We start from the raw sequence: 14,041 nt of genomic DNA, 5'->3' as shown, positions 1-14,041 counted from the left end.
GGGCGGGGCCCAGGGTCACCGGGGGCCAGGGTGACGACGTCCAGCGAGCTTGGACACGCCTCCGGCGCACCGGTGGTTGCAGAACCGTTCCTTGTTCTGCAAGTTACCCTCGATGGGGTGAAGTTCAGCATGTTCGATTGACATATGTCTTCGATTTGGGCGGCGCGTCGTCTCACTGTTACGACAACGCGTGCCACGCCTTGGACAGCGCCTGGCGGAACTGGTCGGTCTGGTGGGACGTGAGGTCCCGGACCATGCGTTCCTCCAGCTCCCGCACGGCGTCCGTGAAGCGTGCGAGCAGCTCGCGCCCCTCGTCGGTGAGCAGGATCAGCAGTTCCCGGCGATTGCGCGGGTTGCGCTCGCGGCGCACCAGTCCGTGGTTCTCCAGCGACCGCACCAGATCGGCCATGGACTGCGCCGTCACGAACGAATCGCGCGCCAGCTGCGCCGCCGACAGGCCGTCGTGCCGCTCCAGCACGGTGAGCGAGGTGTACTGCAGCGCGGTGATCCCCGCCGGTTTCACCAGCTCGTCGAGGTGTGATCGCACGACGAGCTCCACCTGCTTGACCATGTAGAGCAGTGACGGAGGTGCCTTGGTTGCCTTGGTCCCGACCATGGGTTCAGCCTAAGGCATTGACAGGAAACCTGTCCGTAATGAGACTGCGAACCAACAGGAATCCTGTTGGTTGAAATCTTGGCGATCAAGGCTGAGGAGTGGGCAATGACGACCACCTTCGAGAGTGGGCCCGGGCGGCTGTTCATCGGCGGACAGTGGCGCGAGGCGGCCGACGGAGCGCGTACGGACGTGATCGATCCGTCCACGGGCCGGGTGGTCGCGACCGTCGCGGAGGCCGGAGCGGCCGACGTCGACGCGGCCGTACGCGCCGCACGGGAAGCCTTCGACAACGGCCCCTGGGCGGCGATGAGCGGCCGCGAGCGCGGCCGGGTACTGCACCGCGTCTCCGAGCTGATCCGTGAGAACGCCGACGAGCTCGCGGCCCTGGAGAGCCTCGACGTCGGCAAACCCCTCGCGCTGTGCCGCCCCGTCGACGTCCTCACCGCTGCCGACGAGTACGAGTACTGCGCCGCGCTCGCCCAGACCCTGGACGGCGCCACCCGCGACACCCCGCTCAACGCCCTCGCCTACACCCGCCGCGGACCGCTCGGTGTGGTCGCCGCGATCACCCCCTTCAACTTCCCGCTGATCCTCTCCAGTTCGAAGCTCGCCCCGGCGCTCGCGGCCGGCAACGCCGTGGTGCACAAGCCCGCCGACGAGACCCCGCTGAGTGCCCTGTACATGGCCCGCCTGCTGAAGGAGGCCGGTGTCCCGGACGGCGTCGTGAACGTCGTCACCGGTCGCGGGCCGGTCGCGGGCGAGGCGCTGCTGCGGCATCCCGGCATCGACAAGCTCGCCTTCACGGGGTCGACCGCCGTCGGCCGGTACGCCGCGAGTGTCGCCGGTGGGGCGCTCAAGCCCGTCACGATGGAGCTGGGCGGCAACGCGGCCCATCTCGTCTTCGAGGACGCCGACCTGGACAAGGCGATCGGCGCGGTCATCAAGGCCTTCGTCTTCAACACCGGACAGTTCTGCATGGGCGGCCCGCGGCTGCTGGTGGCGCGCCCGCTGTACGACACCGTGCTGGGCATCCTGGCCGACGCGGTGCCCGGCGTACCGGTCGGAGACCCCCGTGCCCCGGAGACCGTCGTCGGGCCGATGGCGGGGGAGAAGCACCTCCAGAAGGTCGAGGAGTACGTCGCCCTGGCGCGCAAGGAGGGCGCTCGCATCGTCTGCGGCGGTGAGCGTCTCGATCTGAACGGCGGCTACTACTACAAGCCCACGGTCGTCGCGGGACTCCCCAACGACTCCCGCGTCGTCCAGGAGGAGATCTTCGGTCCGGTTCTCACGGTCCAGCCCTTCGACACCGAGGACGAGGCCGTCGCACTGGCCAACTCCACCTCGTACGGCCTGGCTTCGGGCATCCAGACCACCGACCTCGCCCGCGCGCACCGGGTCGCGGACCGGCTCCAGGCGGGCATCGTCTGGATCAACGACTGGGCGATGCTCGACCCCGCGGTCCCCTTCGGCGGGGTCAAGGACTCCGGCTTCGGGCGGGAGTACGGGCCCGAGGCGCTCGCCGCCTACACCAAGGTCAAGTCCGTCGTCGTCTCGCTCGACTGAGTGCCCCCGCAAAGGAGTTCATGCGATGTCCACCACCACTCGCGCCGCCGTGGTCGAGTCCGGGGGAGCGCCGTTCACGCTCACCGATGTCGAGCTCGACGAGCCCGGACCGGGCGAAGCCCTGGTCCGTATGGTGGCGACCGGCCTGTGCCACACCGATCTCGGTGTGGCGAGCGGCGGTCTGCCCTTCCCGCTGCCCGGAGTCCTCGGCCACGAGGGAGCGGGCGTCGTCGAAGCCGTCGGCCCGCACGTCACCGGTGTCGCCCCCGGCGACCATGTCGTGCTGTCCTTCACCTCCTGCGGAGGCTGCCGCAACTGCCGTGACGGGCACCCCGCGTACTGCGCGACCTGGCTGCCGCTGAACCTCATCGGCGGTCGGCGCGCCGACGGCACCAGCACGATCAGCCGCGACGGGCAGCCGCTCGGCGGCCACTTCTTCGGACAGTCATCGTTCGCGGAACGGGCGTTGGTCGACGAGCGCAGCCTCGTGAAGGTCGATCCGAACGTTCGGCTGGAGTCGATCGCCCCGCTGGGCTGCGGGGTGCAGACCGGAGTCGGCGCCGTCTGGAACGTACTGAAGCCGCAGGCGGGCAGCTCCCTCGTCGTCCTCGGTGCCGGAGCCGTCGGCCTGTCCGCGGTAATGGCGGCGGCCCTGACCCCCGCGACCACGGTCATCGCCGTCGACAAGGTCGCCGAACGGCTTGAACTCGCACGGGAGTTGGGTGCCACGCACACCGTGAACGCGGGCGAGGCCGATGTCGCCGAGGCGATTCTCGCGCTGACCGGTGGCCGGGGCGCCGACGGTGTCGTGGAGACTACGGGCAGTGTCGCCGTGCTGCGCAAGGGCGCCGACGCGCTCGCCCCCCGCGGCACCCTGGTCGTCGTCGGCGCTCCGCCCTTCGGCACCGAAGTCGCCCTGGACGTCAACGCGTTGCTCCCCGGCAAGAAGATCGTGGGCCTCACCCTCGGCGACAGCGAGACCCAGACCTCCATCCCCGCCCTGGTGGAGCTCGTACGGGACGGACGGCTCCCGCTGCACCGCCTGATCAGCCACTATCCGTTCGCGGACATCGAGCAGGCGGTGCGGGACATGAACGCGGGCAAGACGATCAAGCCCGTACTCACGTTCTGAGACGGCCGATCCGTCGGTCGATCCGTCCCTCAATCCGTCAGTCGACCAGCAGCACCAGCTTCCCCGTGGTCCGGCCGGTGTCGCCCAGCGCATGCGCCTTGGCGGCATCGGCCAGCGGGAAGGTCTCGGCGATGGTGGCGCGCAGCTTTCCCGCCTCGACGAGGTTCGCGATCGCCGTCATGCCGGTGTGGTCGGCATCGACGAGCATCCGCACCGCCCGTACGCCGAGCCGCTCAGCCTCCTCGGGGAACTCGTCCGACCCGACCGGCAGGATCGAGACCACCACTCCGCCCGGTCGGAGCACGCGCAGCGAGCGGACCGAGTTCTCGCCACCGATCGTGTCCAGCACGACGTCGACGTCCCGCACGGCCTCGGTGAAGTCGACGCTGCGGTAGTCGATGGCCTCGTCCACGCCGATCCCGCGCAGGAAGTCGTGCTTGCCCGCGCTCGCCGTACCGATCACATACGCGCCGAGCGCCTTGGCGATCTGCACGGCCACATGTCCGACGCCGCCGGCCGCCGCGTGGATCAGTACGCGCTGCCCCGGCTCGAGGTTCGCCTGTTCGGTCAGGGCATGCCATGCAGTCAGCGAGACCAGCGGGAGCGCGCCCGCCTGCGTGTGGTCGATTCCGGACGGCTTCAGCGCGAAGGCGCGGGCCGGGGCGGTCACGTACTCGGCGTGCGAGCCGTGGCCGAACGGATAGGGCAGCATGCCGAAGACCTCGTCGCCGGGCTTGAAGAGGGCGACGCCGATCCCGGTCGCCTCGACCACGCCGGAGACGTCCCAGCCGAGGACGAAGGGCGGCTCACCGAGGAAACCGCCGGTGGCGCGGTGCTTCCAGTCGGTCGGGTTGACCCCGGCGGCCCGCACCCGGACCAGCACCTCGTTCGGCCGCGGCACGGGGCGCTCCACCTGCACTTCCTTCAAGACCTCGGGACCGCCGAGGACGTCCTGGCTGATGGCTCGCATCGTGTTCACAGTGCTCATGGTGACCCAGCCTGCCCGGACCCGCCCCGCAAGAAAATGGCACGATTGCCAACCTTCGATAGGATCGTGCCATGCGGCATGTGGAACGGATCGTGGTCCTGGCGCTCGACGGCGTCTACCCCTTCGAGCTGGGCATCCCCAGCCGGATCTTCGGCGCGGCGGACGGCCGGTACGAGGTGGTGACCTGCACCGTCGACGGACGGCCGGTCCGCACCAGCGCCGATTTCTCGGTCACCGTCGACCATGGTCCCGAGGCGCTGTCCACGGCGGACACGGTGGTGATCGCGGCGATCGCTCCGGCGAGGCTCGTCGTGGAACCCTCCGACGAGCTCACCGCCGCGCTCGCGCTGATCCGGCCCGGCGCCCGCCTCGTCTCCATCTGCACGGGTGCGTTCGTCCTGGCGGCGGCGGGTCTGCTGGACGGGCATCGGGCGACCACGCACTGGCAGGTGGTCGACGAGTTCCGGCGTCTGTTCCCGCGTGTGTCGCTGGACCCGGACGTGCTGTTCGTCGACGACGACTCGGTCCTCACCTCGGCCGGCGCCGCGTCCGGCATCGACGTCTGCCTGCACATCCTCCGCAAGGACCACGGCAGCGAGCTGGCCAACAAGGTGGCCCGGCGCTGTGTCGTCCCGCCACTGCGGGAGGGCGGCCAGGCCCAGTACATCGAGCTGCCCGTCCCGGAACCCTCGGCGACGAGCACGGCCGCCACCCGCGCCTGGGCCCTGGCGCGCCTCGACGACCCGCTGACACTCACCGATCTCGCCGGCCACGCCCGGATGAGCCTGCGCACCTTCGCCCGCCGGTTCAACGACGAGGTGGGCATGAGCCCCGGCCGCTGGCTCATCCAGCAGCGGGTCGCCCGGGCCCGCCATCTGCTGGAGTCCAGCGACCTGTCGGTGGACCAGATCGCGGGCGAGGTCGGCTTCGCGACCGGCACCTCGCTGCGCCAGCATCTGAACGCGGCGATCGGCGTCTCACCGCAGGCGTACCGCCGTACGTTCCAGGCGACCCGCTAGCCACCGAACGATCCCGGCCACTCGTGCGTCGTAGGAGGGCACACGCGAGTCGGAGGAACAGGGGTGGGGATGCGCAAGGGAATCGTGGCGACGGTGGTGCTGGTCGGTCTGACGGCGGTGGGGTGCGACGACGGGATGCGTGACGACCTCGTCGTCACCGGGACGCCCCCGGCCACGCCGTACGCCGGGCGGCTGGACCTGCCGTTCAAGGAGAGCGCCGACGGCAGTCCGCGCGAGGCCGAGCGGAGTTCGGGCTCGGCCGGCCAGGCCCTGGAATGCGACCACGGGATCTACGAGGGCACTGGGGGCGATGGGTGGAGCAAGGGTGACGGCGGCTCGACGCCGGAGGAGGGCTTGAACGCGTACTTCAACATGTATCAGCCCGAGGTGCCGGAAAGCGGCTACCGGGTGGAGCGCAAGGAAGGAGACCGCGTCCTGTTCTCGTACGACGTCAAGGGCAGGACCAAGGTCGCCGTCGTCGTCGCCAAGGACCAGCCGAACCGCCCCGGCTGGGGCCCGGAGACCAGCGCCTCCTGCGACCCGGCCGAACTCCCGGCGAGCTTCACCGACTCGAAGTCGTACGAGATCTGGCTCGACCGCGACGGCAACCGCGTGCCCACCTCCGTGGTGAGCAGCTCCGCGGGTGCGGAGCACTGCGACTGGGAGAGCGTGCACTTCCTCGGCCTGGGATATGGCGAGAAGAGCAAGCAGTACGCGCGCGACCCGCACGGGGTGCTCGGGACCGAGTCGCTCACCGCCCCGTACGACGGAGACGTCCGTATGCCCGCCGACGCCCGTGACACCGGATACCACTTCGGCGACTGGGAACTGTGGCTGGCGGCCGACAAGGCCACGGCGTACGTCCGCACCCCCAACGGGGTGGAAGCCTGGCCCGCGACGAAGGATCGGGTGGGCTGCATGTGAGGCGTCACCGGCTCATGTGCAGGGCGACGAGCAGTTGCCAGACCTGATGGGCGATGTCCTGCGGGCTGCCCTCCAGCAGACCGTGCAGCCAGTCGGCCAGGACCCCCGCGAACGTGGCGGCCACGGCGGAGGCGACGAGCGGGGCGTCCGGGGCGCCCACAAGGGTGCGCTCGGCCAGGCTGCGGGCGCGCAGATCCCGGTGCAGCACGCGCCCGAGCGGGCCGCCGCCGCCCGGGCTCAGCAGCGCGCGGTAGAGGGCGGCATGCGGTTCCAGCTCGGTGAAGAACGTGAGGAGGGCGGGCGGCGCGGACACCGGGTCGGGCCGCCCGCGCCACGCGTGCAGCGCCTCCACTGCGTCCCGTACGACATCGGCGCAGGCGTCGACGGCCAGCGCCTCCAGGTCGGCGTAGTGCACATAGAAGGTGGCCCGGCCGACTCCGGCCCGCCGCACCAGCGCGGCGACGCCGACCTCCTCCAGCGGCCGCTCCGCGCACTCCTCCAGCAGCGCCCGCCGCAACTTCGCCCGGGTGCGGGCGGCCCGCGGGTCCTCGGGCGTCATCGCGCGAGGAGGACGGCGGCCAGGGCGAGCGCGCCGGGCAGTGCCTGCGCGAAGAGGATGCGGCGGTTCGCGGTGACCGCTCCGTAGACACCCGCGACGACGACGCACGCCAGGAAGAAGACCTGCACGCGGAAGCCGGTCGGATCGGCGGCGATCAGGCCCCAGACCAGGCCTGCCGCCAGAAACCCGTTGTAGAGGCCCTGGTTGGCCGCCATCGGCGCGGTCGCCCGCGCCATCTCCGCGTCGAACCCGTGCAGGCCCCGACCCGGCTTCTTCTGCCACAGGAACATCTCCAGCACCAGGATGTACGCGTGCAGCGCGGCCACCAGGCCCACCAGCACGTTCGCGACCGTCTCCATCGTCAGCAGGCTCCCTCGTACGCGGTCATTTCTTGGACAGGTGTCTACTATAGCTGGACATCTGTCCAAGAGGTGACAGGCAAGAGGTGACAGGCAAGAGGTGACAGGCAAGAGGTGACAGGCAAGAGGTGACAGGCAAGAGGTGACGGGCGCCTCAGGTTGTCCCGCGCGCCCCCGGGGTAGCGATGCAACCGGTTTCCGTTGCCGAAGGGGGAGTTGACGTGTCGGGCAGCCTCGCGCCGAACGGATGGAGCGGAAGCGAGCGGGGGATGTGGGCCGCTTTCCGCAGGGGGGAGTGGTACGCGGACCGGGGCGAGGTCCGGGCCTCCGTCGTACGGAGGCTGCTGCTGGCGCCGCCGCCGCCCGAGCCGGGACATCTGCCGCGGCTGAGGCTCAGGAACGTACGGATCACCGGGCGGCTCGACCTGGCCGAGGCCGTCGTCGCCGGCACCTTACGGTTGCGTAACTGCCGTTTCGAGCAGGCCCCTTGTCTCGACGGCGCCTCGCTGGGTGCCCTGGAGATGCGGGACTGCGTGCTGCCCGGACTGTCGGCGGTGGGCGTCTCGATCGGCTGGAAGTGCGAGATCTCCGGATGCCGGGTGGAAGGGCCCATCGATCTCTACGGCGCCTCGATCGGAGGCACCCTGCACCTGGAGAACAGCCACCTGACCGGGCACGGCGAACGACGCGGCGAACGGGCGCTGCAATTGCTGTGCGCCACCATCGGCGGGGACATCCAGGCCGGGACGGGGCTGCGCGTCGACGGCTGCACGGACCTGCGGGACACCTCCGTACGCGGCAGCGTCGTGCTCAAGCGCGCCGAGCTGCTCAACCCGTCGGGGACGGCGCTCAAGGCCAACAGGCTGCACATAGGAGGGGACTTGAACTGCCGCGGCGGACTCGTCGCCGAAGGCACCGTCGATCTGTGCGACGCCCGGGTGGGCGGCGGCGCCCTCTTCGAGGGAGCCTTGCTCACCGCCGAACACGGACCCGCGCTGCGTGCCCACGGCATAGACGTCGGTGCCGTGTTCAACTGCTGCGACGGGTTCACCGCGCGCGGCCGGGTCACGCTCAGCAGCATCACCGTGCGCAGCCGGGTCTGTTTCCAGGACGCCGTCATCGACGTACCGTCCGGCGCACCCGCCCTCACCTGCCGCCGCTCCACCGCCTCCGAACTCCATCTGCGGCCCCGCGAGCCCGTGCACGGCACCGTCGACCTCAGCCACACCCGGCTGACCATAGTGCGCGGGACACCGGAGAGCTGGCCGAGCGCGGTACGCCTCGAAGGAGTCGTCTACGAGAGCCTGTTGCCCCAACTCCCCGCCGTACAACGGCTTCCCCTGCTCGCCCGCGACCCCGAGGGCTTCACCCCGCAGCCGTACGAGCAACTCGCCGCCGCCTACCGCCTGCACGGCCGTGACGGCGACGCCCGTACGGTGCTGGTCGCCAAACAGCGGCGGCTGCGCACCACGCTGGCGTGGCCGGGCCGTGTGTGGGGCCGCCTCCAGGAGGTCACCGTCGGATACGGCTACCGGCCGATGCGCGCCGTGTGGTGGCTGTGCGCGATCATGCTGAGCGGCAGCCTGGTGTTCACGAAGTGGCCGCCGCAGGCGGTCGACCCGGGCAAGCCGCCCCACTTCCAGGCGGCCATCTACACCTTCGACCTGGTGCTGCCGCTGGTCGACTTCGGACAGGAGCAGGCGTTCAGCCCCCGCGGCGGACTCCAGTGGGCGGCCGTCGTCCTCGTCTGCCTGGGCTGGCTGCTGGCGACCACGGCCGCCGCGGGCGCCAACCGCATGCTCCGCAGGGCGTGATCACCTGAGATGCGGCCGCTCACCTCGGCGACCGCACGCGCGGTAGCCTGTGGCACCCCTCCGTCGCGCCGGGCCACCCTGGAGAGTCACTGGTGAACGATGCCACCGAGCCGACCGCTGTGGAGGAAGACGAGTTCACCGCCGTGCTGGAGGAGGGGACCGCACTCCTCGGGGCCCTCGGCCTCTCCTGGGAGCGGCTGCTGGACGTGGAAACCGTCAGCTACGCCACGGGCGTTGCGCCACAGCGAGCCGGGGCGGGACCTCGCCGCCCGTCTGGAACGGTTCTTCGGCGTCCCAGTGGGTTTCTGCTCGCTCAGCGAGGGCGAGGCCCTGGCCGGGTATGTCCGGCCCCTTCTCCAGCAGTTGCTGATACTGAAGAAGGTGGCCGAAGTGCGGGAGCGCGGCGTGGAGTCGGTGGCGGCGCGGAGCACGGACGACGTCGGCCGGAGTCCTGACCTGCTCCTGGAACTCGTGACCGTCGTGCTTGCCGCCGTCGACCATCCTCGGCTCGATCCAGGAGTGCAGGGCGGCCGTACCCCTTGGGGGAGTGGGCACGGCCGCACCCAGTGACGCCTCGCCGCGATCACGCCTCCGTGGCGTGTGATGTCTGCCGCGCCCGCTCGCGGGGCCGTACGGTCATCTGCAGTGTGCTGGGCCGTACGGTGGCGCGGGCCACGGGACGAATGCTCTGGCCGGGAGCGAGTTCGAGCCGCCAGGCCCGGGTGAGGGTGGCGATCGCCGTGGTGAGTTCGGCCTGCGCGAACCGGTCGCCGATGCACTTGTGCTTGCCCGCACCGAAGGGCAGGAACGCGCCCTCGGACAGCGGCGGCTGGGTGTCGCCCAGCCACCTGTCGGGGTCGAACGTCAGCGGATCGGGGAAGAGTTCGGGATCGCGGTGCAGGGCGTGCTGGCAGTACGCCAGTTCGGTCCCGGCGGGGATCTCCCACGCGCCGATGCGGGTCGCCTGCAGGGTCCGGCGGGTGACGAGCCAGCCGGTGTGATGCAGCCGGAGTGCCTCGGTGATGACGCGGCCCAGGTAGGGCAGGTGGGACAGGTCGTCGAAGGTGACCGGCCGGTCGCCGAGGACATCGTCGAGTTCGGTCTGGACGCGCTCGTCGATATCGGGGTTGCGGGCGAGCTCGTACAAGACCCAGGACAGCACGGACGCGGTGGTCTCGGTGCCGGCCACGGCGAGGGTGAGGATCTCGGAGCAGATCTGGTGCCCGGTCAGCGGTTGGCCGCTCTCTTCGTCCTGCGCCTGGAGAAGCAGGGAGAGCATGTCGCCGGTGTCGAGACCGGAGGCGCGCAGCTCGTCGACGGCCTCGCCGATGGTGGCGCGGACGGCGTCCCGGGCAGCGGTGAATCGCCGGTTCGCGGGCAGCGGCAGCCGTTCCGCCCAGTCCGGCAGCATGATCCGGGTGCCGACGCCGTTCATCACCACGGACAGGTCGCGGCGCAGCTGGTGAAAGGCCTGCTCATCGATGCTGCCGGAGAAGACCGTCGCGGAGAGCATGTCGAGGGACAGCTTGACCATCACCTCGCGCACGTCGAGGACCTGGCCCGCCCTCCAGCCCGTCGTGGTCGAGGTGACCTGCTCGCGCATGAGGTCGACGTACCGCGGGATCCCGTTGGGGCGGAAAGCGGGCTGGAGCTGGCGGCGCTTGCGCACGTGAGCGGAACCGGCCGCGGTGACCACGCTGTCGCCGAGCAGCACGCCCATCTTCTCGAAGAAGCGGCCCTTGTCGAGGGTGGGTGCGAGGTCGACCAGCATGGTCCGGATCAACGCAGGGTCGTTGACGACGATCGTCGGCTGCTGGGGCTGCAGGCGGATCTCAACGAGGGGCCCGTAGTCGCGCAGCGAGGCGATGAAGGCAAGGTTGTCGCGCAGGAGCGGAATCGCGTGGCCGAGCAACGGGAGCGATCCCGCCGCCTTGGGTATGGGGGGAGGCGCGATGGTGGTCACGGGGTTCAGTCAGTCCCTTCACGGAGATGGCGCCCAGATCACTTCCCTTCTCGCAGCCCGTCGTAATCCCGTCCCACTGCGTGTTGTTGGACATCTGTCCGCCGTGCCGATCCCGTGAGAGTGGCTCCGGTCGTGGTGCGGTGCAGGGCAGCGACCACGATCGGATGGTTCAGGTGACGTGCCACCTGACCGAGGTGGGCGCGCTCGCCCGTGGCCGGAATGCCGCTCGCGGCCGAGGCGAATGGCCAGGCCGCACCGCCGGACGGGGTGGCGACCGGCTGCGCGGCGGCGCACGACGCGTGCGCGTGGCGGAGCGTGGCGGCGGCCTTGACGGCGAGGAGATCCACGGCTGCGTCGGGCTGGTACGGCGCGTCGGCCTCGCGGGCCGGGCGGGGCTTCGCCGCCCTGGTGTCCGGCGTCAGGTCGTCCACGGCCTGGGCGGGTGCGGGGCTCATCCAGGGGTGCAGGGCGCGGATGCCGTCGAGGATGTCGACGATGAGGTCGGTGAGGGCGTATCGGCTGTTCCACCAGCGGGCGGGCCGCGGCGCGGGGGACCTGGGGGCGGCGATGACGGTTGCCCACAGGCGGAGCAGGATCTCGTGGTCGCGGCGCTCGGCGGCCCGGGCGGCGAGCGCCGGTTTGGCCAGGCCGTAGCTGGCGACCAGGGCGCTGGTGCCGTTGGCGAGGGAACCGAGCGCGGCGAGGAAGTCGAGCCGGTGCTCGCCGCGCGCCGCGGCGAGCACCGCGGTGGCGGTGCAGGCGACGTAGGCGAGGTCGAGGGCGACGGCTGCGGCGAACAGCCGGAGACTGCGGGCCAGTTCGGGACGTTCGGGCAGAGCGATCACGCCGTCGGGCCCGCGGCACTGGCGCACCGTGGCGACGATGCCGGCGACCAGGGCGGTGAGGTAGACCAGTTCGCAGGCGAGCGCGGCGGGGACGTACGCGTACGAGGTGGCGAACGAGAGCGGGCGGGCGGCATGGGTGGGGCCGGTCAGGTCGGCGGCCCGGAACAGCGTGGCCATGGCGACGATGGCCACCGTGTGCCAGATCTTGGGGCACCGCGAAGCAGGGTGTCAACAATTGTGAATGGCTCTGGGTGATCAAGTTTGCGGTATTGGTGAACGTATTGGTCGATTTGATCACTCTTGGCGGAGCGTGACCGAACAGTCGCCGCTATGCGGAGGGGAGTTGATCCTTTCGATCTCAAACCCGATAAGCTCCCCTGCGGCGCTGCGAGTTGACGCGAACACACTCGGTCGCCTCGAGCTGCGTGCTTGATGCATACGGCGCCCGCATACCCCCCCGTTCGATCGTGTTGCTTTCGAAGGATGCAGATGGAACTTGCCACTCCGCCCCCGGCGGCGCGGGCACCGGTCGCCTGGTACAGCTGGTGGCTGATGCCACTCGCCTTAGGTGCCGGAACCGTCGCCACCGCCGTCGCCGGACCCGACCAGGTCCAGATACCCGCGACGTTCGCCGGTGCCGCGGCCACCGCGGCCAGTGCCGTCTGTGTACGGCTCCTCGTCCGCACCCAGAGCCAACTGCGCCGTGCCACCGGCGAGTTCCGGACCTCACAGGCCGAGCACTCGCAGCAGTGGCAGCAGCATGTGGCCGGTCTGGAGCGGAAGTCCGCGGCCGAGCGCTCCGCGCTGGAGGCTCAACTGGCCGAGCAGGCCCAGATCTTCGAGACGCGGCTCGCCGAGGACGCCAAGGCCTACGAGACGCGGCTCGCCGGAGACGCCAAGGCCTACGAGGCCCGGCTCACCGGTGAGGCTCAGGGCTATGAGTCCCGGCTCGCCGATGAGGCGCAGGTCTGGCAGGAGCAACTCGACCGCCAGCAGGCCGTGATCGCCCGCCTCGGTGACGTCTATCTGCCCGACGCGCTCAAGCGGCTGCGCGCCGGTGACGCCATCGACGACATCCTGCCGTCGGTCGCCGGGGAACGGGACGCGAGCCCCGAACTGCGGGCCGAGCTGCGCAAGGTCCTCAGGACCGCGCTGATCGGCGTGGAGGAGGAGTTCGACCGCTCCACGTCGGCCGAGCAGGCCGTGATCAGCATCGGCAGCCGTATCCACGTACTGACCAGCAAGCTGCGCGGGCGCCTGCACGAGATGCAGGGCGAACACGGGCGGCTGCCCGCGGTGGCCCAGGGCCTGATGGAACTGGACCAGGAGATCGGCCCCGCCGACTGTCTCGCCGCCTCCATCGGCGTGCTCGGCGGCTCGGACCGGCCCGGACGCCAGTGGCAGGAACCGCAGCGGCTGCTCAGCGTGGTCCGCGGCGGCATCGGCCGCATCAAGGACTTCGACCGCATTCAGGTCCGTCACCTGCCCGAACTCGGCGTCGACGGCGGTCTGGTCGACCACCTCACGCTGATCTTCGCCCACCTCCTCGACAACGCGGCGCGCTACTCGCCGCCCACCGAGCCCGTGGTCGTCTCCGGCAAGGAAGTCCCCAACGGCGTCGGCATCGAGATCCAGGACGCGGGCAAGGGCCTCAACGAGGAGAAGAAGCTCGAGGCCGAGCATTCGCTCGCGGGCACCGCGCCGGGCCCCGGACTCGGCGGCCTGTCGGAGGACGCCAACCTCGGTCTGCGCGTGGTGGGGGCCCTGGCACGTCGCTACGGCATCCGCGTCACCTTCGCGGACTCGCCCTGGCTCGGCACCTCGGTGGTCGTAGTGGTTCCCCACAAGTACTTCAGCCAGCTGCCCGCCGCCGTCACGGAGCCGGCCCCGGCCGCCGTGGCCGAGCCGAGCACGGAGCCGGCCCCGGCCGCCGCGTCCGTCGACACCGCCGAAGCCGTGGACACCACGCCCGGTGGCCTGCCCCGGCGCCGGAGCAAGCGGAGTGAGACGTCGGTGCCGCGGCCGAGGCCCGCCGAGCGGACCGAGGACACCGTGGCCGCCGTACCGCCGGACGCGTCCTTCACCGGCCTCGCCGCCTTCGCCACCGCCGGACGCGAGAGCGACCCGCCCCCAGTCTCGTCTTCGCTCGACCGGGGGGACCCCCATCGCGAGACGACCGCGGACCGCGACCCGGCACCCGGCGGCGAGACGACCGCCGGATCCGAGTTCAACGAGCACCGCACTGAAGAGAGCGACTAG

Annotated in this window: 13 protein-coding genes; 7 read left to right on the top strand and 6 right to left on the bottom strand. The window is 70.8% G+C overall.

Annotation, left to right across the window (positions count from 1 at the left end):
• Positions 1 to 178: 178 nt before the first annotated feature.
• Positions 179 to 616, bottom strand: coding sequence for a MarR family winged helix-turn-helix transcriptional regulator (locus ACZ4WS_RS00340; protein ID WP_467975821.1), 438 nt, complete (start codon positions 614 to 616; stop codon positions 179 to 181).
• Between the two features lie 105 nt (positions 617 to 721).
• Here ACZ4WS_RS00340 and ACZ4WS_RS00335 point away from each other — a divergent pair, with 105 nt between their 5' ends.
• Both ACZ4WS_RS00335 and ACZ4WS_RS00330 read left to right on the top strand, forming a co-directional pair.
• A complete protein-coding gene (locus tag ACZ4WS_RS00335) occupies positions 722 to 2,179 on the top strand; it encodes an aldehyde dehydrogenase family protein (RefSeq protein WP_467975820.1) in 1,458 nt (485 codons plus the stop codon).
• Positions 2,180 to 2,204: 25 nt separating this feature from the next.
• Positions 2,205 to 3,311 (top strand): NAD(P)-dependent alcohol dehydrogenase, encoded by a 1,107-nt coding sequence (locus ACZ4WS_RS00330; RefSeq protein ID WP_467975819.1) that lies wholly within the window; start codon positions 2,205 to 2,207, stop codon positions 3,309 to 3,311.
• 37 nt (positions 3,312 to 3,348) lie between these two features.
• Here ACZ4WS_RS00330 and ACZ4WS_RS00325 read toward each other — a convergent pair whose 3' ends face one another.
• Positions 3,349 to 4,299, bottom strand: a complete 951-nt coding sequence (locus ACZ4WS_RS00325) for an NADP-dependent oxidoreductase (RefSeq protein WP_467975818.1) — start codon at positions 4,297 to 4,299, stop codon at positions 3,349 to 3,351.
• Between the two features lie 71 nt (positions 4,300 to 4,370).
• Between ACZ4WS_RS00325 and ACZ4WS_RS00320 the strand changes: the two genes are divergently transcribed.
• Together ACZ4WS_RS00320 and ACZ4WS_RS00315 are read left to right on the top strand one after the other, a co-directional pair.
• The gene (locus ACZ4WS_RS00320; protein WP_467975817.1) at positions 4,371 to 5,318 is read left to right on the top strand and encodes a GlxA family transcriptional regulator; all 948 of its coding nucleotides are present in this window, start codon (positions 4,371 to 4,373) and stop codon (positions 5,316 to 5,318) included.
• 69 nt (positions 5,319 to 5,387) lie between these two features.
• Positions 5,388 to 6,242, top strand: a complete 855-nt coding sequence (locus ACZ4WS_RS00315; protein ID WP_467975815.1) for a hypothetical protein — start codon at positions 5,388 to 5,390, stop codon at positions 6,240 to 6,242.
• Between the two features lie 4 nt (positions 6,243 to 6,246).
• Here ACZ4WS_RS00315 and ACZ4WS_RS00310 read toward each other — a convergent pair whose 3' ends face one another.
• The gene (locus tag ACZ4WS_RS00310; protein ID WP_467975814.1) at positions 6,247 to 6,801 is read right to left on the bottom strand and encodes a TetR/AcrR family transcriptional regulator; all 555 of its coding nucleotides are present in this window, start codon (positions 6,799 to 6,801) and stop codon (positions 6,247 to 6,249) included.
• Positions 6,798 to 7,160 carry a DUF1304 domain-containing protein gene (locus ACZ4WS_RS00305; protein WP_467975812.1) on the bottom strand — a complete coding sequence of 121 codons (363 nt, stop codon included), beginning with the start codon at positions 7,158 to 7,160 and terminating at the stop codon, positions 6,798 to 6,800. Before ACZ4WS_RS00305 ends, ACZ4WS_RS00310 begins: the two co-directional genes overlap by 4 nt.
• 221 nt (positions 7,161 to 7,381) lie before the next feature.
• Here ACZ4WS_RS00305 and ACZ4WS_RS00300 point away from each other — a divergent pair, with 221 nt between their 5' ends.
• Positions 7,382 to 8,974, top strand: a complete 1,593-nt coding sequence (locus tag ACZ4WS_RS00300; RefSeq protein ID WP_467975811.1) for a bactofilin family protein — start codon at positions 7,382 to 7,384, stop codon at positions 8,972 to 8,974.
• A 234-nt stretch (positions 8,975 to 9,208) separates the two neighbouring features.
• A complete protein-coding gene (locus ACZ4WS_RS00295; protein ID WP_467975810.1) occupies positions 9,209 to 9,544 on the top strand; it encodes a hypothetical protein in 336 nt (111 codons plus the stop codon).
• A gap of 13 nt (positions 9,545 to 9,557) precedes the next feature.
• Here the strand turns inward: ACZ4WS_RS00295 and ACZ4WS_RS00290 are convergent, their stop codons facing one another.
• Entirely contained in the window at positions 9,558 to 10,937 is a 1,380-nt protein-coding gene (locus tag ACZ4WS_RS00290; RefSeq protein ID WP_467975808.1) for a cytochrome P450, read from the bottom strand.
• A gap of 38 nt (positions 10,938 to 10,975) precedes the next feature.
• Complete coding sequence (locus ACZ4WS_RS00285) at positions 10,976 to 11,959, bottom strand: hypothetical protein (protein WP_467975807.1); 984 nt, start codon at positions 11,957 to 11,959, stop codon at positions 10,976 to 10,978.
• Between the two features lie 312 nt (positions 11,960 to 12,271).
• Between ACZ4WS_RS00285 and ACZ4WS_RS00280 the strand changes: the two genes are divergently transcribed.
• Positions 12,272 to 14,041, top strand: a complete 1,770-nt coding sequence (locus tag ACZ4WS_RS00280) for a sensor histidine kinase (protein WP_467975806.1) — start codon at positions 12,272 to 12,274, stop codon at positions 14,039 to 14,041.

The organism is Streptomyces sp. NPDC029292 (assembly GCF_055569295.1).
Note: the sequence above shows the minus strand (reverse complement) of the source record. Positions and strands in the feature narration are given on the sequence as shown.

What these genes read in the sequence shown, in the direction of transcription:
- ACZ4WS_RS00335 (WP_467975820.1), top strand. Translation starts at nt 722, where the DNA reads ATGACGACCACCTTCGAGAGTGGGCCCGGGCGGCTGTTCATCGGCGGA.
- ACZ4WS_RS00280 (WP_467975806.1), top strand. Translation starts at nt 12,272, where the DNA reads ATGGAACTTGCCACTCCGCCCCCGGCGGCGCGGGCACCGGTCGCCTGG.
- ACZ4WS_RS00310 (WP_467975814.1), bottom strand. Translation starts at nt 6,801, where the DNA reads ATGACGCCCGAGGACCCGCGGGCCGCCCGCACCCGGGCGAAGTTGCGG.
- ACZ4WS_RS00285 (WP_467975807.1), bottom strand. Translation starts at nt 11,959, where the DNA reads ATGGCCACGCTGTTCCGGGCCGCCGACCTGACCGGCCCCACCCATGCC.
- ACZ4WS_RS00315 (WP_467975815.1), top strand. Translation starts at nt 5,388, where the DNA reads ATGCGCAAGGGAATCGTGGCGACGGTGGTGCTGGTCGGTCTGACGGCG.
- ACZ4WS_RS00325 (WP_467975818.1), bottom strand. Translation starts at nt 4,299, where the DNA reads ATGAGCACTGTGAACACGATGCGAGCCATCAGCCAGGACGTCCTCGGC.
- ACZ4WS_RS00330 (WP_467975819.1), top strand. Translation starts at nt 2,205, where the DNA reads ATGTCCACCACCACTCGCGCCGCCGTGGTCGAGTCCGGGGGAGCGCCG.
- ACZ4WS_RS00340 (WP_467975821.1), bottom strand. Translation starts at nt 616, where the DNA reads ATGGTCGGGACCAAGGCAACCAAGGCACCTCCGTCACTGCTCTACATG.
- ACZ4WS_RS00320 (WP_467975817.1), top strand. Translation starts at nt 4,371, where the DNA reads ATGCGGCATGTGGAACGGATCGTGGTCCTGGCGCTCGACGGCGTCTAC.
- ACZ4WS_RS00305 (WP_467975812.1), bottom strand. Translation starts at nt 7,160, where the DNA reads ATGGAGACGGTCGCGAACGTGCTGGTGGGCCTGGTGGCCGCGCTGCAC.